Raw genomic sequence first — 19,574 nt, forward strand, 5'->3', positions numbered from 1 at the left:
ATGATCACACCACGCCCACCCTCAATGATCAACATGACGGACGGTCGCACACGGCCCAACCAGCAGCACAGCCCGTGAACGGCCTGAATGCTTACGATCCACCGTTCTACCGTCTTGGGGTCCACGTCGATCGACTCGGCGAGCGTGGCGATAGTCAAGCCCTGCTCTAGCAGGGTTGCGCGTAGGCGTTCGTTCGGCATGCACCCGTCCGGATTCCGGGACGTCCTGGGACGCGATCAACCTTAGAAGGACGTCATGAACACGTCCAGTCATGTAGTGATCTCGTCCCCCTGGTCAGGCGCATTCTCGTTCTCGTAAGCCACCGAACGCCCGAGCCGCCCCCGCCGGATACGGGCCTTACGAGAGGAGTGATCGCAAATGATCCTTTTCTTGGCCGCCCTCGTCGCCGTCTTCCTCGCTGGCTCCACCTGCGGAATCTTCGCCATGCTCGTCATCGGCATCCACACCGAAGAGCGCCGCGCCTTGCGCGGACGGGCCTCGTCCTCACGGGCTGGCACCGCCTCGCGCCGCCTGCTCAGCACACGGACGTGTGACGAGGTCCCCACTCGCGTCACGGCGGGGCGGTGAGCATGCGCCTACCTCGCATCATCACCGGCTACGCCTGCGCCTGCGGCGCACGGCTGGAGCCCGGTAACCGGCGGTGCCGCAAGTGCCGCGCCCGCGCCAGGTGGCAGCGGCGGGGGCGCGGCTCGCGGTTCCCCGACCTGTGGCTGTGAGGGGGGACGCGGTGAACGTCTCGGTTCCTCTGGTGGTGATCCTCGGCATCGTCGTGTGGCTCGCGTGGCGCTACATGGGCCTGCGCGCGTGGCACGTGGTGGTGTGCCTGCTGTTCGGGTTCTTCCTCGCCGCCACCAGCGCCGCCCCCGAGATCCGCCGACTGGTGGCCGCCCTCGTCCAGTCCGTCTCTCAGCACTGACATCCCCGACCGAAGGGAGTGATGCCCGAGTGCCTGACAACCCGCACAACCTCAAAGTCGACCTACCGGAGGTCCGTACCCGCAACCTCGCCGCACGCGAAATCGTCTCCGCACTCTCCGAAGCAATGCCTGCCGTCGCCGCCCTGTGGCTACGCCTCAACGCCGCGCTCGCCGACTTCCCCGCGCTCGTCTCCGAAATCACCCGCCTCGCCGCCGCACTTGCCAAGGTTCGACGGGACCGTGCGAACCTGGTGGCCGCCGGACGCGCCACCCTCAACGCCGAACGCGACGCCGAACCCGATCCGCTGTACTACCTGCGCGATGAGCTGCGTGCCCAAGGGCATCTGCCCCCGGAATCGTGGGGGCGTCCATGAGCCGGACACGTCAGATGCGACGGCACGCGCACAAGATGCGCCGCAACGGCCTGCAACCCATGGTCGTCATCAACAGCGATGACCAGTTCCCGGACGTCGCCGCCGTGCTGGTCGGGCGTGCGCTGTGGCGTTATCGGTCCGAACTTGCCCCGTTCTATCTTGCCGTGACGCTGGCGATTGGGGGTGCGGTCCTGCACGGCGCGCATTCGGAATGGTGGCCGTACCTGCTCGGAGTCGCGATGGTCGCCGCGTGGGCTCTGGCCGTATTCGGGGACCGGGTCGGGCTCGCTCTGCGGATTGAGCGACTGTACGGCGCCGCCGTCGTCATGGCGAGTGGCGGATGGCTCGCCGGCGTGGCCGCTCTCGGCATCACGTTCTCGCCGCTCCCCCAGATCCTCGCCCTTGGTGGACTCGTACTCGCTCTGCCGTGGTGGGTACATCGGCGACGGCGCGCCAAGGTGCGCGTCGACCGCCAGATAGCCGCTTGGCCTGAGATCGCGCAATCGGTCGGGCTCTCCGGATCGCGGGCGCAATCCGCGGTGGTGGACGTGTGGGGATGGCGAGCCCGGTTCGCCCTAGCGCGCGGCCAGACCATACAGGACGTCATCGCCAAGGTTCCGGCAATCGAGTCCGCTCTCGGGACGTTCCGGGGGGCCGTACGCGTCTTCCCGACGCGCGACGACAAAGCCAACCGGTTCGAGTTGCGGGTACTCGACACCGACCCGCACGCCGACGCGATCCCATGGCCTGGACCATCCGTCTCGTCCATCGGCGAACCGATCGACCTTGGCCCGTTCGAAGACGCGACCGGCGCGCGTGTTCTGCTGCTGCGCCGTCACGGGCTTATCGGAGGTGTGGCCGGTTCGGGCAAGAGCGGCGGGATTAACGTCCTGATGGGGAACCTCAGCGCGTGTCGGGACGTGGTCATCTGGGCCATTGACCTCAAGCGCGGGATGGAACTCCAGCCATGGGCGTCCTGTATCGATCGGCTCGCCACCACTTCCGACCAAGCCCGCGCCATGCTGCGCGACGCGGTGACGATCCTGGAAGGCCGCGCCGAATGGCTCACGACGCAGGGGCGGCGCGTGTGGGATCCATCCCCGGACCTTCCCGCGCTCGTCATCCTCGTGGACGAGTACGCCGAACTCGCCGACGACGCACCCGACACGGCCACAGACACGGACTCGATCGCACGACGCGGACGGGCCGTCGCCGTGACCCTCATCGCCGCTACCCAGCGCCCGACACAGAAGGCCATGGGCAAGGGGGCCGTCCGGTCACAGATGGACGTCCGCGTAAGCTTCCGCGTCCGCGAACGCAAGGACGTCGATCTCATCCTTGGGCAAGGAATGCTCAGCGCCGGATGGCACGCTCACACCCTGAACGCCCCCGGCAAGTTCCTGCTCTCCGCACCCGAACACGACACACCCCGACGAGGCCGCGCCTACCTCCTCACCGATGCCATCGTGGGCGAGACGGCCGAACGCCACGCGCCCCTACGTCCGGACCTGGACGAGGTCTCTCACCGCGCCCTGGACGAGGCGCGTGCAGCACCCGTCAACCCGCCCATAGACCCGTCCGTCCCCGTCGCACCGTCCAGCGAAGACCGCGCCGAGACCGTTCTGAGGGAAGCCCTGGACGGCGCGCCGGACGAGGGCCTTCCGATCGCTCACCTTCTGATGATCACAGAGCTGAGCCGGCCCACCCTCTACCGGCGGCTCGCCGAACTCGTGAAGTCCGGTCGGGCCGTCCAGGTAGGACGCGGACGCTACAAGGCGTCCGATCACGTCTCGTAATCGTCTCAACGTCTCGTCTCACGCGCGCGCCTGCACGTAAGGGCAACATATGCGCCCGTGAGACGAGACGGAGACGAGCACTCACCGTAACCAAGGAGATGATCACCGACCCCACTCCCACGCAACACCCCGGGACGACGATCCCGGGTGAAAGGAGGTGATGCCCCGTGCAGGCGTACACCGTCGAGCAGGTAGCCGAGATCCTCAACATCGGACGGGACAAGGTCTACTTCCTCATCCGCACCGGCCAACTCCACAGCATCAAGATCGGCAAGCTGCGCCGCATCACTGACCGCCACCTCGCCGAGTTCGTCACCTCCCTGGAAGAGGCCAAGTCTTGACGATCACGTAGCACGTTGTGCTACGTTGCGCTACAGAGGTCTCGGGGCGCGCCCCGGACGGGAAGGCCCCGAGACCACGCCTCTTGATAACTGCATCGACGCGACCGCGCTCTCAACCTGTAGAACCAAGATCAAACGAGAGAGGACGCGCACATGACCACAGGCGACAAGACCACGCTTCCAGCCGTCCGCGTGGACGGCGCGTTCAAGGAGCGGCTCGCCAGATACGCCGCATCGCAAGAGCGTGACGTGTCGTGGGTCATCAGGAAGGCGGTCAAGGAGTACCTCGATCGACACGAGGAGGGATCCGTTGGCAAAGATCCTGATCGGGAAGCATGAGGGGTCGATCTACGAAGAGGGCGACGGGTACACCGGCGCCATCTCGCTCGGATTCGGCCCGGACGGCAAGCGCAGGCGACTCAAGAGGAAGGGCAGGACCAAGGCACAGGTCAAAGACAAGCTCATCAAGGCCGTTGACGACCTTGAGAAGGGCGTCCAGGAGGAACGGAACTTCACGGTAGAGAAGGCAGTGAACGCCCTCCTCGTCCACCTTGCCAAGCAGGGCAAGAGCGAGGCGACCATGGACACCTACCGTGGTCTCGCGGACAATCACATCATCAACAAGATCGGCAAGACCAAGCTCACGGACCTCACGGCGGACGACGTTGAGGCATGGCTTGACGAGTGCGCCGAGAACATGACCACACAGACACTCAAGATCGTCCACGGTCTACTTCGGCGGTCGATCCGGCTCGCGGAGCGGCGCGACAAGGTGGGGCGGAACGTGGCCCTACTGGTCGACACACCACAGGGGAAGCGGCCCACAAGGCGATCACGGTCCCTCTCGCTCAAACAGGCGACCGAACTTCTCAGCACCGCGCAGGACCCGCGTCACCGACTCGGCGCGTACGTCATCCTCGCGATCGTCTCGGGACTGCGCACGGAGGAACTCCGCGCGCTCACCTGGGCGGACGTGGATCTCAAAGAGAAGGTCGTCTACGTCCTCCGCTCCGATCGGGAGGGGGGCGACACGAAGACCAAGAGGAGTCGCCGAGGTATCGCCGTGGCGGATATGGCCGTTGACGCGCTCACGGCGCTTCGCAAGCGGCAAGCCGCCGAGAAGCTCCAGGCGGGCGACGTGTGGCAGGGTCACAATCTCGTCTTCTGCAAGGAGGACGGGATGCCCTACACGAGTGACGACGTCCTACGCCGCTTCCAGAGCATCACCCAAGCCGCCGGACTCGGCGAGTCATGGGTGCCGCGCGAACTCCGACACACGTTCGTGTCCATCATGAGTGACCAGGGCGTTGCCCTGGAGAAGATCAGTGACCTCGTCGGACACTCCGACACCCGCACCACGCAAACCGTCTACCGTCACGAACTCCGCCCCATCATCACCACAGGCGCTGAGAAGATGAACGTCATCTTCAAGGACAAAAAGACCAGGTCAGCCTAGGATTTGGCTCCCGAATCGGCTCCCCGGACGACGTCCAACCCGCTGAGCAGGCAGAACACGCTAGTACGGCGAAACCCGCATTAGCCGCGGTGCTGGACGTGGTGGTGGCGCGCTCTGTCCTGTGGGCGGGGGTGGGTGCCGGCCATGGTCGCGTGGGTGCGGGTCAGTCTTGAGGGTCCCTGACGCGCAGGGCGATCATGGCGATGTCGTCGGTGCCGGTCGGTGGGCGGTGCTCCAGGAGGCCGTCGCAGAAATGCTCCAGGGGGCCGGGCGCGAGGGCGGATGCTCGGCTGCGGAGCCGGGAAAGGCTCGTGTCCGGGTCTTCGTCGGAGCGTTCGACGAGGCCGTCGGTGTAGAGCAGGAGGGTGGAGCCGGGTGGAAGGGGCTCGGTCGCGCTGCGGTAGGGCCTGTTGACCGGGACGCCCAGCAGGGGGTTGGTGGCGCCCTTTAGGAAACGGCCGCGGCCGCCGGGGGTGAACAGGAGTGGTGGGGGGTGTCCGGCCGCGGCGTGGGTGAACTGCCATCGGCCGGGTTCGGGTTGCTCGATTCTGGACAGGATGCAGGTCGCGGTGGTGTCGGGGGCGACCGTCTCCATGGCGGTGTTGAGGCGGCGCAGGATCTCGCCGGGCGGGGCGATGCGGTCGGCGGTCAGGGCCCGCAGCATGTTGCGCAGCTGGCTCATGCCGACGGCGGCACCCAGATCGTGGCCGGCCACGTCGCCGATGGCCAGGACCGTCGCGCCGTCGGGCAGGACGAACGAGTCGTACCAGTCGCCGCCCACCTCGGCCGCCGCGGGGCTGGCCCGGTACCGGGCGACGATGTCCAGATCGGCGAGCTCGGGCGGGTCGGCGAGCTGGCCGTGCTGGAGGGCCAGGGCCACCTGCTGGGCGCGGTGGAACCGGATGGCGCCGCTCAGCGCATCGTGGGTGTGCTCGAAGATCTGCCGAATGAGAGCGATGTCGTCCGGCCCGAGGGGCGCGCGGTCGTCGCGCCGGGAGGCGGTGACCGCCGCCGCCACGGTGCCGTCCACGACGACCGGCATCAGCACGACGCTGGTGGCCTTGACCTCGGTCAGCCAGGCGGCGGTGCTCTTGGGCAGCAGGTCGGCCGGCGGCCGGCCCGGCGGGAACGTGCGGTACAGCGGACGGCGCTTCAGCAGCGCGCGGATGAACCCGCTGTCGGGGGCGAACCCCTCGTCACCGGCCGGGGGCCGGCGGGGCAGGCCGTCCCGCGCGGCGGTGGCGATGCGCCGGCCGACGATCGGGGCGCCGGGGGGACGGTCGACCAGATCGGGGAGCAGGTGCACGCCGCAGCCGTCGGCCAGGGCGGGGACGAGCACGTCGGCGAGCGCGGCGAACATCTCGGCCAGTCCGGCATGCTCCGCGGCGGCCGCGGCGGCCCGGTCGAGCAGCTCCTGGCGCTGCTGCCGCCGCCACTGCTGCTCGACATCCGTGCAGGTGCCGATCCATTCCACCACGGCGCCGTTCTCGTACACCGGCGCGGAATTGAGCTCGAAGTGCCGGTACTCGCCGTCCCGCGTCCGCACCCGGTAGGTGTAGTGCCAGGGACGGGCCTGCCGGCGCGTCCGCTTCCACGAGCGGAGCGCCGGCCCGCGGTCGTCGGGATGCAGCGCGGCCGACCAGCCGTCACCGCTGAACTCCTCCCGGCTCTGCCCGGTCACGCGCTCCCAGCCCCCGCTCGACTCGATCACCCCGCCCGACGGGTCCGCCACCCACACGATCTGCGCGCTCATCCACACCAGGCTCTCGAACCGGCGGCGCCAGCGCCGCTGCTCCTCGGTCGCCCGGTCCGCCCGGCGCGTCGCGGCGACCTGTTCGGTGACGTCCACCGCGATCACCAGGACTCCGGGCCGGTCGTGGGTGAACCGGGACAGGCTGAAGGAGAAGAACCGCTCCTCGCCGCCCCCGCCCGCGGGGACCAGGCTCACCAGCGCCTCGACGAGGTTGACCGATTCCCCGGTGGCCAGAACGTGGTCGAACAGGGCGCCGTAGTCCCGCTGCGCCTGATCGCCGAACGCGTACCCGATCGGCTGGCCGAGCGGACGGTCGCCGACGTAGGCCCGGAAGGCGAGGTTGGTGTACACCAGCCGGTGTTCGGGCCCGATGGTCAGCGCGACGGCGACCGGCGCCGGATCGAACGCCTCCAGCGCAAGCCATCCCATCCCACGCCCGCCGGCGTCGTGCATCACGCGTCCCTCCATCAACCCACCGCACCCGGGTGTCCCCTACCCATGACGCCGGGCGATAGCTTGCTCACCGGCTCCGATTTCCATGATGGGCGCTTCCACGTCCGCCGCCGCCCACATCGCCGTCCGGACCCGGCTATTCATGTCCCGCTGACAAAGCGGGGGCGCGGAGTGTGTGCTTCGGACGCATTTATCCACGTGCGGGTTAGGCGATAATCCGTTCGTGCCCATCCGTACCGCTTCCCCGCTGAACGAGGACTTCCGGCTGGCCATGGCGCTTGAGGATCAGCGCCCGGACGCGGCGGACCAGGTCTACGACGTGTACGGGCCCGAGCTGGTCGAGTACGCCGAGGGGCTGGTCGGTGACCACGACGCGGCGGTGGAGGCGGTCCACGCCGCGCTGCTGGCGCTGTCGGCCAAGGGCGCGGGCGCGGGGACGTTCCGGGACCGGATGTACGAGCTGGTGCGCGAAGAGTGCCAGGATCCGCCCGTGCGGCTGCATCGGTGGCTGGTGGTCATCGGGGTCGCGGCGGGGGTCGTGCTGACCGCCGTGATGCTCGTGCTGTTCGAGTCGACGGACGGGGACGAGACGTCGCCGGTGGCGGCGCCGCCGAGGGTGACGATGACCTCGCCCGCGGCGCCGAGTCCGTCGCCGACGCCGTCCCGGGAGAAGAAGAAGGCGAAGGTTCCGGCCAAGGACGACAAGCCCGCGAAGACGCCGGCGGGGCCCGGGCGGTTGTCGGTCGACGACGCGGGCTGCCGCGGGGTGCGGGCGGTGGGGCTGCCGACGCGGTGTGAGATCCGGCTGACGGCGCGGGGCGGAGCGGTGAAGTGGTCGGTGTCGTCGGTCCGGTCCGGGGACGCGCGGATCAGCGCGGACGGGAGCGGCAAGCTCGCCGCGGGGCGTTCGGCGTCGGTCGCGGTGACGGTGCGCCCCAGGGTGCTGTGCTTCCTGGACGGAAGCGGCAGCGGGACGGTGTCGTTCGCGCCGGGCGGAACCGCGACCGTCACCTACACCTGCTGGAAGCGCTGAATACTTACCGGGGTTTAACCTCCGGCCGGTCATGCTCGGCGGCATGCGTGTACTGATCGTCGAGGACGAGCGGGTGCTGGCGGACGCGATCGCCGAGGGGCTTCGCGAGGAGGCGATCGCCGTCGACGTGGTGTACGACGGCGATGAGGCGCTGGAGCTGGCCTCGTACAACGAGTACGCCGTGGTGGTCCTCGACCGGGACCTGCCGACGGTCCACGGGGACGAGGTCTGCCGGGAGCTGGTGGAGCGGCGGAGCCCCGCGCGGATTTTGATGCTGACCGCCGCGGGGGACGTCGGCGACCGGGTGGACGGGCTGTCGCTCGGCGCCGACGACTACCTGCCGAAGCCGTTCGTGTTCGGTGAGCTGGTGGCGCGGGTGCGGGCACTGGGGCGCAGGTCGGGGCCGCCGGTGCCGCCGGTGCTGGAGCGCCGGGGCGTCCGGCTGGACCCGCATCGGCGCAGGGCGGCGCGGGACGGGCGGGAACTGCGGCTGACGAAGAAGGAGTTCGCCGTGCTGGAGGAGCTGCTGCGGGCGGAGGGCGGCGTGGTGAGCGCCGAGCGGCTGCTGGAGCGGGCGTGGGACGAGAACATCGACCCGTTCAGCAACATCGTCCGGGTGACGATGGCGACGCTGCGCCGCAAGCTGGGGCAGCCGCCGGTGATCGAGACGGTGACGGGTTCCGGGTACCGGCTGGAGGCGCGATGATCCCGAGGCTGAGTGTGCGGGCGCGGCTGACGCTGGTGTACGGGTCGCTGTTCCTGGCGACGTCGGCGGTTCTGGTCACGGTGACGTACCTGCTGACGGTGCGGACGATGGATCAGCGCCTCTCTGGAAGCGAAGGCCTGGACCCCGCGCTGGTCACGCGGCTGCGGACCCTCTCGTCCCAGGGGAACCTGTCCACGCAGGACGGGATCGCGCAGCTGATCGCGTTGAAGGAGGAGGCCGACCGGCAGTACGCCCAGGAGAAGCGCGACGTGCTGGAGCAGCTGCTGCAGAGTTCGCTGCTGCTGATGCTGGTCGTCGGCGTCCTCGCGGTGGTGATCGGGTACGTGGTGGCGGGGCGGATGCTGCGTCCGCTGCACAGGGTGACCGCGACGGCGCGGCGGCTGTCGGAGAGCAATCTGCACGAGCGGATCGCGCTGGAGGGCCCGCAGGACGAGATCAAGGACCTGGCCGACACGTTCGACCGGATGCTGGACCGGCTGAACCGCGCGTTCGACGGCCAGCGCCGGTTCGTCGCGAACGCGTCGCACGAGCTGCGCACGCCGCTGACGATCAACCGGACGGTGCTGGAGGTGGCGCTGGCCAGCCGCAGGAGCCCGCCGGAGACCAAGGCGCTGGCGGACGTGCTGCTCGGCAACACGGCGCGCCACGAGCGGCTGATCGAGGGGCTGCTGACGCTCGCCAGGTCGGAGCGGGACCCGAGCACCCGGGTCGGCACTCCGCTGCCGGACGTGATCCGCAGCGCGCTCGACCAGCTCGACGATCAGGCCGCCGACGTTGACGTCGAGGCCAGGCTCGCGCCGGCGGTGGTGACCGGCGATCCCGTCCTGCTGGAGCGCTGCGCGGTGAACCTGCTGGAGAACGCCGTGAAGTACAACGTGCGGGAAGGGCGGGTGTGGGTGCGTACCGGCGTCCGGGGCGGCGACGCGTTCCTGCAGGTCGTCAACACCGGCCGGCCCGTCCCGTCCTACGAGGCCGGGACGCTGTTCGAGCCGTTCCGGCGGCTGCGCGCGGACCGGACGGGGTCGAAGGACGGTGCGGGTCTCGGGCTGTCGATCGTCCGGGCGGTGGTGGACGCGCACGGCGGCACGGTCGAGGCGGTCCCGCGGCCGGGCGGCGGCCTGTCCGTCACGGCCCTGCTGCCGCTGTCCGCGGAGCCCTCCCCGGAGCCCTCCCTGGAGGCCGCCGCGCCTTAGCCCGCCCGGCCGGCCTGCTCCGCGCCCACGGCCGGCCAGTCGACGCGTCCCTCGGGCCGCGGCCGGCCGGGGTGTGCGGTGAGCCAGCGGTGCACGACCTTGCCGGTGGAGTTGCGCGGCAGCTCGGCGATGAAGTGCACGTCGCGGGGCACCGCGTACCGGGCGACCTGCTCGTGCACGTAGTCGCGGACGGCGCCCGCGTCCAGCCGGGCCCCGGGCCGCAGGACGACGTAGGCGGCGAGCCGCTGCCCCCATTCGTCGTCGGGGACGCCGACGACGGCGGCCTCGCCGATCTCCGGGAGCCGCAGCAGGGCGTCCTCCACGTCGCGCGGAAGGATGTTCTCGCCGCCCGAGACGACCAGGCCGTCGCCGCGGCCGTCCACGAACAGCAGCCCGCGGTGGTCGACGTGGCCGAGGTCGCCGGTGGCGAGCAGCCCGTCGCGGACCTCCATCGGCTCGCCGGCGGTGTAGCCCTCGAACAGCAGCTCGTTCGCGGCGTAGATCTGCCCGATGGTGGAGCGGCCGAGCCTGGCGCCCTCCTCGCCGAGGATGGCGAGCGAGGTGTTGCGCGGCGGGCGGCCGGCGGTGCGCGGGTCGATCCGCAGGTCCCTCGGGGTGGCGATGGACACCCAGGACACCTCGGTGGAGCCGTAGACGTTGTAGAGCCGGTCGCCGAACGCGTCCATGAAGCGGGTGGCCAGGTCGCCGGGCAGCGCGGCGCCGCTGATCGCCACGATCCGCAGCGAGGACGTGTCGTAGACGGCGCGGGCCCCGGCGGGCAGTTCGAGGATCCGCTGGAGCATCACGGGGACGGCGAACACGGTGGTGTCGCGGTGGGAGGCGACGGCGCGCAGCGTCTGCTCGGGGTCGAACCGGCGGTGCAGGACGACCGGGGCCCGCAGCGCCCACGCCATCTGGAGGGCGGCGTAGCCCCAGGTGTGGAACAGCGGCGCTTCGATGATCATGGTCTGCCGGGCGCGGAGCGGGATCCGGGACGTCATCGAGGCCAGCGGCCACAGCCCGGGGCGGGGCGGGCGGCGGGCGCCCTTCGGGCGTCCGGTGGTGCCGGAGCTGAGCATGATCGTGCGGCTCTGGATCTGCGGCGGCCCGTCCGCCTGCACGCCGGACGCGGGGACCGAGCCGATGATCTCCTTGATGCTCGGGCCCTTCTCCGCCGGGGCGGGCGGGGCGGGCTCGACGTCGGTGCGCGGCGGCGGGGGCGCCAGCGTCCCGGCGGGGACGGGCGCGGCCAGCGGCATCCCGCGCGGGGGGCCGGGGCGCCGGTCGGCCCACAGGACGGTCCGGCGCAGGGCGATGGGCACGTTCCGGAGCAGTGGCGCGAACTCGGCGTCGGCGACGATGAGGGCGGGGCGCAGTTCGCCGAGCACGGCGCGGAGCTGGCCCGTTCCGAAGCCGGTGTTCAGCAGGACGACCTCGGCGCCCCGGCGGCTGCACGCGACGAGCGTCAGGGCCATGCCGCGGTGGTTGCGGCACAGCACCCCGACGCGGGGGCGGGGGCCGTGCAGCGGCAGCCCGGCGGCGAGCCGCGCGGCGCGCTCGTCGAGTTCGGCGAAGGTGAGGGCGCCCTCGTCGTCGATCAGCGCGAGCCGGGACGGGGAGCGCGCGGCGGACGCGGCGACCAGCCCGGCGAGCGTGGTGCCCCAGCGGCGCAGCGTGCCGGCCTGCCGGAGCATGCGGCGGGGGCCGCCGGCGAACAGCAGTCCGGTGCGCAGCAGGAGCGCGGTGAGATCGCGGATATGCCCGATCCGCCGGCGTACCCCGGGCCGGTATGCGGGCCTCGCGTGCGTCACCGTGCCCCTCCTCCGGTGATTTCGAGTCACGTTACCCACCCGTCACCGGCCGAACAAGAGCGCGGGACGCCACACCTCCGTCAGTGGTTACTGACGAGTAGTATTTGCGGTTACCGGCGAGTAGCATCGCCGTCGCGGGCACTCGTGCCGCCGGAAACAGGCAGGGCGGCACGAGGCCCGACACCCTTCACCGAGCCCCACCTTCGCCCCAGCCAGACCGCCACCGAACCCTCAAGAGAGGACGATCCGTGCCTCGTACCGCACGCGACGTCGTGTTCGTCGACGGCGTACGCACGCCGTTCGGCAAGGCCGGCCCCAAGGGCCTGTACGCGGACACCCGCGCCGACGACCTCGTCGTCCGCGCCATCCGCGAGCTCATGCGCCGCAACCCGTCCCTCCCGCCCGAGCGGGTGGACGAGGTCGCGATCGCCGCCACCACCCAGACCGGCGACCAGGGCCTGACCATCGGGCGGTCCGCCGCCGTGCTGGCCGGGCTGCCCAAGAGCGTCCCCGGGTACGCCGTCGACCGCATGTGCGCGGGGGCGATGACCGCCGTGACCACGTCCGGCGCCGGCATCTCGTTCGGCTCCTACGACGTCGTCATCGCCGGCGGCGTCGAGCACATGGGACGCCACCCGATGGGCGAGGGCGTCGACCCGAACCCGCGGTTCCTCGCCGACAGGCTCGTCGACCCGTCCGCCCTGGTCATGGGCTCCACCGCCGAGAACCTGCACGACCGGTTCCCCGGCATCACCAAGGACCGCGCGGACGCCTACGCCGTCCGCAGCCAGCAGAAGGTCGCCGCCGCCTACGCGGCCGGCAAGATCCAGCCGGACCTCGCGCCCACCGCGATCCGCTCCGCGGAGAAGGGATGGGGGCTCGCGACCGAGGACGAGCCGCCGCGTCCCGGCACGACGCTGGAGGACCTGGCCAAGCTGAAGACCCCGTTCCGCGTGCACGGCAACGTCACGCCGGGGAACGCCGCGGGGCTCAACGACGGCGCCACCGCCTGCCTGCTGGCCGCCGAGGACGTGGCCCGCGACCTCGGCCTCACCCCGAAGATGCGGCTCGTCGACTTCTCCTTCGCCGGTGTGGAGCCGGAGGTGATGGGCGTCGGGCCCGTCCCGGCCACCGAGCGGCTCCTCGCCCGCAACGCGCTGACCATGGACGACATCGGCCTCATCGAGATCAACGAGGCGTTCGCGGTGCAGGTGCTGGCGTTCCTGGAGCACTTCAAGATCGCCGACGACGACGCGCGGGTGAATCCGTGGGGCGGCGCGATCGCCCTCGGGCACCCCCTCGCCTCGTCCGGCGTGCGGCTGATGAACCAGCTGTCGCGCCTGTTCGAGGAGCGCACCGGCGTCCGGTACGGACTGACCACGATGTGCGTGGGCATGGGCATGGGCGGAACCGTCCTCTGGGAGAACGTCGGCTGGGAGGGCACCAAATGAGCGACGAAGTCGTTCGGGGGGTCCGGGGGACCGCCCCCGGAGAGGACACAGTGAGCGACGAAGTCGTTCGGGGGGTCCGGGGGACCGCCCCCGGAAAGGACACAGTGAGCAGCCTCGCGGGACTCTTCGCGGACGAGGTCGTCACGCGCGCGTACGTCAGGGACGTGGCGCTCCCCCACGGCGCGGGCACCCTCGCCCTCATCACACTCGACAACGGGCACGACCACACCAAGCCCAACACCTTCGGCCCGAACGGCCTCGCCGAGCTGAACACCGCCATCGACGCCGTCGCCGGACGCGACGACATCGTCGCCGTCGGCGTCACGGGCAAGCCGTTCATCTTCGCCGTCGGCGCCGACCTGAACGGCGTCCCGCTGATCGGGTCCCGCGCGGACGCGCACGCCATCGGCAGGCTGGGCCACGACGTGTTCCGGCGGCTCGGCGAGCTGGGCGTGCCGTCGTTCGCCTACTACAACGGCGCGGCGATGGGCGGCGGCGTCGAGATCGGCCTGCACTGCACGTACCGGACGATCTCGTCCGGTGTCCCGGCGTTCGCGCTGCCGGAGACGTTCCTCGGGCTCGTGCCCGGCTGGGGCGGGACGTACCTGCTGCCGAGGCTGATCGGCGCGGAGAAGGCGCTCAAGGTCGTCATCGACAACCCGATGGCCCAGAACCGCACGCTCAAGGGCGGGCAGGCGTACGACCTCGGCATCGCCGACGCGATCTTCGACTCGGCCGACTTCCTGGAGGAGTCGCTCTCCTGGACGGCCCGCGTCCTGAACGGGGAGATCACCGTCCGGCGGCCCGAGGTCGACAAGGGCAAGGCGTGGGACGACGCGGTCGCGATGGCGCGCTGGAACGTGGACGGCAAGCTCCACGGCGCCGCACCGTCCTTCACCCGGGCACTGGATCTGATCGCCGCGGCCAAGGACCGCACCCGCGACGAGGGCTTCGCCGCCGAGGACGACGCACTCGCCGACCTCATCATGAGCGACGAGCTGCGCGCCGGGCTGTACTCGTTCGACCTCACCCAGAAGCGCGCGAAGAGGCCCGCCGGGGCGCCCGACACGTCCCTGGCCCGCAAGGTCACCAAGGTCGGCGTCGTCGGCGCGGGCCTGATGGCCTCGCAGCTCGCGCTGCTGTTCGCGCGCCGCCTGGAGGTGCCGGTCGTGCTGACCGACATCGACCGGGAGCGCCTGGACAAGGGCGTCGGCTACGCGCACGACGAGATCGGCAAGCTGCTCGGCAAGGGACGCATCTCCCCCGACAAGGCCAACCGGCTCACGTCGCTGATCACCGGCTCGCTCGGCAAGGAGGCGTTCGCCGACGCCGACTTCGTCATCGAGGCCGTGTTCGAGGAGATGTCGGTGAAGAAGAAGGTGTTCGCCGAGGTCGAGGAGCACGTCTCGGCCGAGTGCGTCCTCGCGACCAACACCTCCTCGCTGTCGGTCGGCGAGATGGCGTCCGGGCTGCGGCATCCCGAGCGGGTCGTCGGCTTCCACTTCTTCAACCCCGTCGCGGTGCTGCCGCTGCTGGAGATCGTCCGGGGCGAGCGCACCGGCGACGCGGCGCTGGCGACCGCGTTCGCGACCGGCAAGGCGCTGAAGAAGTCGTGCGTGCTGGTCAAGGACGCCCCGGCGTTCGTCGTCAACCGCGTCCTGCTGCGGCTGCTGGCCGAGATCGTCCAGACGGTGGACGAGGGCACGCCGATCGAGGTGGCCGAGCGTTCCGCCGCCCCGCTGGGCCTGCCGATGCCGCCGTTCGTGCTGATGGGACTCGTCGGGCCCGCGATCGCGCTGCACGTGAACGAGACGCTGCACGAGGCGTTCCCGGACCGGTTCCCGCTGTCGGACAATCTCGCGAAGCTGGTCGCGTCCGGCAAGTCCGGCGTGTACCTGCCGGACTTCTCCGTCGACCCCGAGGTCGTGGAGATCTTCGCCGGGGGCGCGAACCCGTCGACCGAGGAGCAGGTCCTCGACCGGGCGCTCACCGCGCTCGCCGACGAGATCCGCATCATGCTGGACGAGGGCGTCGTCGCGGCCCCGCAGGACATCGACCTGTGCATGATCCTCGGCGCCGGCTGGCCGTTCCACCTCGGCGGCATCACCCCGTACCTCGACCGGTCGGGCGTCGCCGAAAAGGCGACCGGCCGCCGCTTCCTGGAACCCGGGGTGGCGTCCCTGCCCGCCTAGTCCCCCGCCGCTCCCGAAACCGGAAAGGGGCGTTTCGAACCGGATTCGAGACGCCCCTTTTCCGGCGTTCCCCCACTCCATGGGCATGCCCGCGTTTCGGCCGCGATAAGGCGCGCACATATGGGCATACGACTGACGGCCGTGTCGAGCACCCGGGAGGCGGAGGGGCCCAAGGATGAACCTGCTGCGCACGAAGTCGGTCGAACAGTCGATCCGCGACACCGAGGAACCCGCGCACCGGCTCCGGCGCGCGCTGTCGGCGCTGGACCTGACCGTGTTCGGGGTCGGCGTGATCATCGGGACGGGGATCTTCGTGCTGACCGGCCAGGTCGCCCGGGACAACGCGGGGCCCGCGGTCGCGCTGTCGTTCATCCTCGCCGCCGTGGTGTGCGGGCTGGCGGCGCTGTGCTACGCCGAGTTCGCCTCCACCGTCCCGGTCGCCGGGTCGGCCTACACCTTCTCCTACGCCACGCTCGGCGAGTTCCCCGCGTGGGTCATCGGCTGGGACCTCATCCTGGAGATGGCGCTCGGCGCGGCGGTCGTCGCCGTCGGCTGGTCCGGCTACTTCGCCTCGCTGCTGGACGACATCGGCATCACGCTGCCGACGGCCATCGCCGACCCGCCGGGCGAGGGCGGGACGGTCAACGTCCCGGCGATCGTGCTCGTGCTGCTGGTCACCGTGCTGCTCGTACTCGGCATCAAGATCTCCTCACGGGTCAACGCCGTCGTCGTGGCGATCAAGGTGTCGGTGGTGCTGCTGGTGATCTTCGCGGGGCTGTTCTTCGTCAAGGGCCGCAACTACGACCCGTTCATCCCGCCCTCGACGTCGACCCCCGAGGTCGCCGGCCTCGACGCGCCGCTGATGCAGGTGCTGTTCGGGGTCACGCCCGTCGCCTTCGGCTGGCTCGGGATCTTCTCCGCCCTCGCGATCGTGTTCTTCGCCTACATCGGGTTCGACATCGTCGCGACCGCCGCCGAGGAGGCCCGCCGCCCGCAGCGGGACCTGCCGATCGGCCTCATCGGCTCCCTCGTCGTCACGGCCGTCCTGTACGCGGCGGTGTCCGTCGTCGTCGTCGGCATGCAGAACTACAGGCGGCTGAGCACGGACGCGCCGCTCGCGGACGCGTTCAAGGCCGTCGGGCATCCCGTCTTCGCCACCATCATCGACGTCGGCGCCGTCATCGGCCTCACCACCGTCGTGATGATCCTGCTGCTCGGGATGAGCCGGATCTTCTTCGCGCTGAGCCGGGACGGGCTCATGCCCCGCTGGCTGTCGGTCGTCCACCCGAGCTTCGGCACCCCCTACCGGTCGACCGTCATCATGGGCGTGATCGTCGCGGCGCTCGCGGGGTTCATCCCGCTCGCCGAACTCGCCACCCTGGTCAACATCGGCACGCTGTTCGCGTTCGTCGTCGTCTCGATCGCCGTGGTGATCCTGCGGGGCACCCGGCCGGACCTGCCGCGCGCGTTCCGCACGCCGCTGGTACCGCTCGTCCCCGTCCTGTCCGTGCTGGCCTGCCTGTTCGTGATGATCAACCTGCCGGTGGAGACCTGGCTGCGGTTCCTGGTGTGGATGGCCATCGGCATCGTCATCTACGCCGCCTACGGCTACCGGAACAGCCGCCTGCAGCGCGCCGGCGCCACGGCGCCCGCCGGAAAGTGAGCACCTTTCCAGAAGCGCGGATGAGCGGGGCCCCGCCGTCATACGATCTTGGACGTCCGCGACGCTCCCAGCATGGACGGTGCAAGGCACATGACCGACGACACCACGCCCGACGGGCCGCCACCCTCGGACCGGATCGACTCCACCCGCCCCCACTCGGCCCGCGTCTGGGACTACTGGCTCGGCGGCAAGGACAACTACGAGGTCGACCGGGAACTCGGCGAGCAGATCGCCCAGGCGAACCCGCAGGTCGTCGCCATGGTCCGCGCCGACCGGACGTTCATGCGCCGCTCGGTGGCGTTCCTGGCGGAGCAGGGCGTCCGCCAGTTCCTCGACATCGGCACCGGGCTGCCGACCGAACCGAACGTCCACCAGGTCGCCCAGGCCATCGCCCCCGACTCCCGCGTCGTGTACGCCGACCATGACCCCGTCGTTCTCGCGCACGCCCGCGCGCTGCTGACCTCCACCCCGGCGGGCGCCACCGCCTATCTGGACGCCGACCTGCGCGAGCCGGGCCGGATCCTCACCGAGGCGTCCGCCACCCTGGACCTGGACCGCCCGGTCGCCATCACGCTCATGAGCCTGATGCACTTCGTGACCGACTTCGGCGACGCGCGCGCGATCCTGTGGCGGCTGCTGGACGCCGTCCCGTCGGGGAGCTGGCTGGCCTTCACCCACGCCACCGCGGAACTTGGCGGGCCGCAGGTCCGGGAGGCGTTCCGGACGTGGAACGAGAACGCCGTCCAGAAGGCGCGGCCCCGCGACCGCGACGAGGTCCAGGCCCTCATCGACGGGCTGGAGCCGGTGGACCCGGGGCTCGTCTCCCCGCCCCAGTGGCGGCCGGACGGCAAGGACGGCGCGGAACCGCGGGAAGTGCCGATGTGGGCGGCGGTCGCCCGCAAGCCCTGACCCGAGCGGCGAACCGGGCACGCGGACCGGGCACGCGAGCGGGCCCGTGAGGGGGGTCACTGTGTCCTTTTGTCCGCCGGGTGGGCACAATGGCCCGCATGGCTTCTCCACCTCTCGTCGCGGTGATCGGCTCCGGACCGGCGGGCATCTACGCCGCCGAAGCCCTCGTCAAGCAGACCGACGGCGACGTCCGCGTGGACGTGTTCGACCGGCTGCCGACGCCGTACGGGCTGGTGCGCTACGGCGTCGCCCCCGACCACAAGTCGATCAAGTCGATCGCCAAGTACCTGCAGAAGGTCCTGGAGAACCCGGCCGTCCGGTTCTTCGGCTGCGTGGAGCTGGGCCGCGACCTCACCCGCGCCGACCTGCTCGACTGCTACGACGCCGTCGTCTACTCCACCGGCGCGATGGTCGACCGGCACATGCGCATCCCGGGCGAGGACCTGCCCGGCAGCATCGCCGCGACCGACTTCGTCAACTGGTACTGCGGGCACCCCGACGCCGCCGACCACACCTTCGACCTGTCGGTCGAGGAGGTCGCGGTCATCGGCGTCGGGAACGTGGCCGTCGACGTCGTCCGGATCCTCGCCAAGACGGCGGACGAGCTGCGTGAGACCGACGTCCCCGAGCAGGTCATCGAGGCGCTGTCGCACAGCCGCGTCAAGCGCGTCCACATGATCGGGCGGCGCGGCCCGGCGCAGGCGAAGTTCACCACCAAGGAGGCCCGCGAGCTCGGCGAGCTGCCGAACGCGAGCATCCACGTCAGCCCCGAGGACATGGACCTCGACCCCGCGAGCGCCGAGCTGGCCGAAAGCGACCGGAAGGTCCGCGGCAACATCAAGGCGCTGCAGGCCTGGACGGGCGAACCGGCCGCCGGGCGCGCCCGCCACATCGACGTGCGGTTCTGGCGCGCCCCCGCGGAGATCACCGGCACGGACCGCGTCGAGGGCCTCCGGCTGGAGAGGACCCGCCTGGACGAGACGGGCCGCGTCACCGGCACCGGCGAGTTCGAGACGCTTCCCGTCGGCCTGGTGCTGCGCTCGGTCGGCTACCAGAGCGTCCCCCTCGACGGCGTCCCGTTCGACGAGCGCTCCTTCACGGTGCCGAACGAGGGCGGCCGCATCACCGGCCCGGACGGCGCACCCGTGCCCCGCGAGTACGTCGCCGGCTGGATCAAGCGCGGCCCGTCCGGCGTCGTCGGCACCAACAAGTCCGACGCCGCCGAGACCGTCGGCAACCTCCTGGAGGACATCGCCGGGTCGGAGACGACGCCCAAGCGCACCATCGAGGAACTGCTGGAGGCGCGCGGCCTGCCCGTCGTCACCTACGACGACTGGCTCAGGCTGGACGCCGCCGAGATCGCCCTCGCCGAGGCCCTCGACCGCGGTGAGCGCGTCAAGCTCGCCCGCTGGGAAGCGATGACGTCCGCCTGCCGCGGGCGGGAGTAATCGACCTTCGCGAGAAGATCCCCCGCGCAAGGTAGTG

Annotated in this window: 18 protein-coding genes; 16 read left to right on the plus strand and 2 right to left on the minus strand. The window is 70.8% G+C overall.

Features of this window, described 5'->3' with window-relative positions:
* Nucleotides 1–378 precede the first annotated feature (378 nt).
* The 8 genes from ACGFIS_RS17285 (at nucleotide 379) to xerC (ending at nucleotide 4,904) form a co-directional block, all read left to right on the plus strand.
* Nucleotides 379–588: a hypothetical protein gene (locus tag ACGFIS_RS17285; RefSeq protein WP_392971605.1), complete on the plus strand. Its 210-nt coding sequence runs from the start codon at nucleotides 379–381 to the stop codon at nucleotides 586–588.
* Nucleotides 589–590: 2 nt separating this feature from the next.
* The gene (locus tag ACGFIS_RS17290) at nucleotides 591–737 is read left to right on the plus strand and encodes a hypothetical protein (RefSeq protein WP_392971608.1); all 147 of its coding nucleotides are present in this window, start codon (nucleotides 591–593) and stop codon (nucleotides 735–737) included.
* Between the two features lie 11 nt (nucleotides 738–748).
* Nucleotides 749–937: a hypothetical protein gene (locus ACGFIS_RS17295; RefSeq protein ID WP_392971611.1), complete on the plus strand. Its 189-nt coding sequence runs from the start codon at nucleotides 749–751 to the stop codon at nucleotides 935–937.
* 29 nt (nucleotides 938–966) lie between these two features.
* Nucleotides 967–1,311 (plus strand): hypothetical protein, encoded by a 345-nt coding sequence (locus ACGFIS_RS17300; protein ID WP_392971614.1) that lies wholly within the window; start codon nucleotides 967–969, stop codon nucleotides 1,309–1,311.
* Between the two features lie 35 nt (nucleotides 1,312–1,346).
* A complete protein-coding gene (locus ACGFIS_RS17305) occupies nucleotides 1,347–3,107 on the plus strand; it encodes a cell division protein FtsK (protein ID WP_392971617.1) in 1,761 nt (586 codons plus the stop codon).
* A 167-nt stretch (nucleotides 3,108–3,274) separates the two neighbouring features.
* A complete protein-coding gene (locus ACGFIS_RS17310) occupies nucleotides 3,275–3,448 on the plus strand; it encodes a helix-turn-helix domain-containing protein (RefSeq protein WP_392971620.1) in 174 nt (57 codons plus the stop codon).
* A 153-nt stretch (nucleotides 3,449–3,601) separates the two neighbouring features.
* Entirely contained in the window at nucleotides 3,602–3,787 is a 186-nt protein-coding gene (locus ACGFIS_RS17315) for a CopG family ribbon-helix-helix protein (protein WP_392971623.1), read from the plus strand.
* Entirely contained in the window at nucleotides 3,759–4,904 is a 1,146-nt protein-coding gene (gene xerC / locus ACGFIS_RS17320) for a tyrosine recombinase XerC (protein WP_392971626.1), read from the plus strand. Before ACGFIS_RS17315 ends, xerC begins: the two co-directional genes overlap by 29 nt.
* A 163-nt stretch (nucleotides 4,905–5,067) precedes the next feature.
* On the opposite strand, the gene ACGFIS_RS17325 is transcribed toward xerC, so the two are convergent.
* Nucleotides 5,068–7,110, minus strand: coding sequence for a SpoIIE family protein phosphatase (locus ACGFIS_RS17325; RefSeq protein ID WP_392899587.1), 2,043 nt, complete (start codon nucleotides 7,108–7,110; stop codon nucleotides 5,068–5,070).
* Nucleotides 7,111–7,333: 223 nt separating this feature from the next.
* Between ACGFIS_RS17325 and ACGFIS_RS17330 the strand changes: the two genes are divergently transcribed.
* Genes ACGFIS_RS17330 through ACGFIS_RS17340 form a run of 3 tightly spaced genes read left to right on the plus strand, consistent with a single transcriptional unit; the run spans nucleotide 7,334 to nucleotide 10,063 of the window.
* Nucleotides 7,334–8,143, plus strand: a complete 810-nt coding sequence (locus ACGFIS_RS17330; RefSeq protein ID WP_392971629.1) for a hypothetical protein — start codon at nucleotides 7,334–7,336, stop codon at nucleotides 8,141–8,143.
* Between the two features lie 43 nt (nucleotides 8,144–8,186).
* Nucleotides 8,187–8,849 carry a response regulator transcription factor gene (locus tag ACGFIS_RS17335; protein WP_392898643.1) on the plus strand — a complete coding sequence of 221 codons (663 nt, stop codon included), beginning with the start codon at nucleotides 8,187–8,189 and terminating at the stop codon, nucleotides 8,847–8,849.
* The gene (locus tag ACGFIS_RS17340; RefSeq protein ID WP_392898645.1) at nucleotides 8,846–10,063 is read left to right on the plus strand and encodes a sensor histidine kinase; all 1,218 of its coding nucleotides are present in this window, start codon (nucleotides 8,846–8,848) and stop codon (nucleotides 10,061–10,063) included. The genes ACGFIS_RS17335 and ACGFIS_RS17340 overlap by 4 nt, the downstream gene beginning before the upstream one ends.
* Here the strand turns inward: ACGFIS_RS17340 and ACGFIS_RS17345 are convergent.
* Nucleotides 10,060–11,874 (minus strand): AMP-binding protein, encoded by a 1,815-nt coding sequence (locus ACGFIS_RS17345; RefSeq protein WP_392971632.1) that lies wholly within the window; start codon nucleotides 11,872–11,874, stop codon nucleotides 10,060–10,062. The two genes, ACGFIS_RS17340 and ACGFIS_RS17345, sit on opposite strands and share 4 nt — an antisense overlap.
* A gap of 248 nt (nucleotides 11,875–12,122) precedes the next feature.
* Between ACGFIS_RS17345 and ACGFIS_RS17350 the strand changes: the two genes are divergently transcribed.
* From ACGFIS_RS17350 to ACGFIS_RS17370, 5 genes are all read left to right on the plus strand, one after another.
* On the plus strand, nucleotides 12,123–13,325 hold the full coding sequence (locus tag ACGFIS_RS17350) for a thiolase family protein (RefSeq protein WP_392898651.1): 1,203 nt from the start codon (nucleotides 12,123–12,125) through the stop codon (nucleotides 13,323–13,325).
* Between the two features lie 104 nt (nucleotides 13,326–13,429).
* Entirely contained in the window at nucleotides 13,430–15,517 is a 2,088-nt protein-coding gene (locus ACGFIS_RS17355) for a 3-hydroxyacyl-CoA dehydrogenase NAD-binding domain-containing protein (protein WP_392971635.1), read from the plus strand.
* A gap of 175 nt (nucleotides 15,518–15,692) precedes the next feature.
* Nucleotides 15,693–17,180, plus strand: coding sequence for an amino acid permease (locus tag ACGFIS_RS17360; RefSeq protein ID WP_392971638.1), 1,488 nt, complete (start codon nucleotides 15,693–15,695; stop codon nucleotides 17,178–17,180).
* Between the two features lie 90 nt (nucleotides 17,181–17,270).
* Complete coding sequence (locus ACGFIS_RS17365) at nucleotides 17,271–18,089, plus strand: SAM-dependent methyltransferase (RefSeq protein ID WP_392971640.1); 819 nt, start codon at nucleotides 17,271–17,273, stop codon at nucleotides 18,087–18,089.
* Between the two features lie 98 nt (nucleotides 18,090–18,187).
* Nucleotides 18,188–19,537: an FAD-dependent oxidoreductase gene (locus tag ACGFIS_RS17370; RefSeq protein WP_392898662.1), complete on the plus strand. Its 1,350-nt coding sequence runs from the start codon at nucleotides 18,188–18,190 to the stop codon at nucleotides 19,535–19,537.
* Nucleotides 19,538–19,574: the final 37 nt, after the last annotated feature.

It is taken from the genome of Spirillospora sp. NPDC048824 (assembly GCF_043198455.1).
Classification (GTDB): Bacteria; Actinomycetota; Actinomycetes; order Streptosporangiales; family Streptosporangiaceae; genus Spirillospora.

Bases quoted from the DNA above. Each gene is read 5' to 3' on its own strand.
- ACGFIS_RS17285 (WP_392971605.1), top strand. From the start codon at position 379: ATGATCCTTTTCTTGGCCGCCCTCGTCGCCGTCTTCCTCGCTGGCTCC.
- ACGFIS_RS17290 (WP_392971608.1), top strand. From the start codon at position 591: ATGCGCCTACCTCGCATCATCACCGGCTACGCCTGCGCCTGCGGCGCA.
- ACGFIS_RS17305 (WP_392971617.1), top strand. From the start codon at position 1,347: ATGCGCCGCAACGGCCTGCAACCCATGGTCGTCATCAACAGCGATGAC.
- ACGFIS_RS17315 (WP_392971623.1), top strand. From the start codon at position 3,602: ATGACCACAGGCGACAAGACCACGCTTCCAGCCGTCCGCGTGGACGGC.
- ACGFIS_RS17325 (WP_392899587.1), bottom strand. From the start codon at position 7,110: ATGCACGACGCCGGCGGGCGTGGGATGGGATGGCTTGCGCTGGAGGCG.
- ACGFIS_RS17335 (WP_392898643.1), top strand. From the start codon at position 8,187: ATGCGTGTACTGATCGTCGAGGACGAGCGGGTGCTGGCGGACGCGATC.
- ACGFIS_RS17340 (WP_392898645.1), top strand. From the start codon at position 8,846: ATGATCCCGAGGCTGAGTGTGCGGGCGCGGCTGACGCTGGTGTACGGG.
- ACGFIS_RS17360 (WP_392971638.1), top strand. From the start codon at position 15,693: ATGAACCTGCTGCGCACGAAGTCGGTCGAACAGTCGATCCGCGACACC.
- ACGFIS_RS17365 (WP_392971640.1), top strand. From the start codon at position 17,271: ATGACCGACGACACCACGCCCGACGGGCCGCCACCCTCGGACCGGATC.
- ACGFIS_RS17370 (WP_392898662.1), top strand. From the start codon at position 18,188: ATGGCTTCTCCACCTCTCGTCGCGGTGATCGGCTCCGGACCGGCGGGC.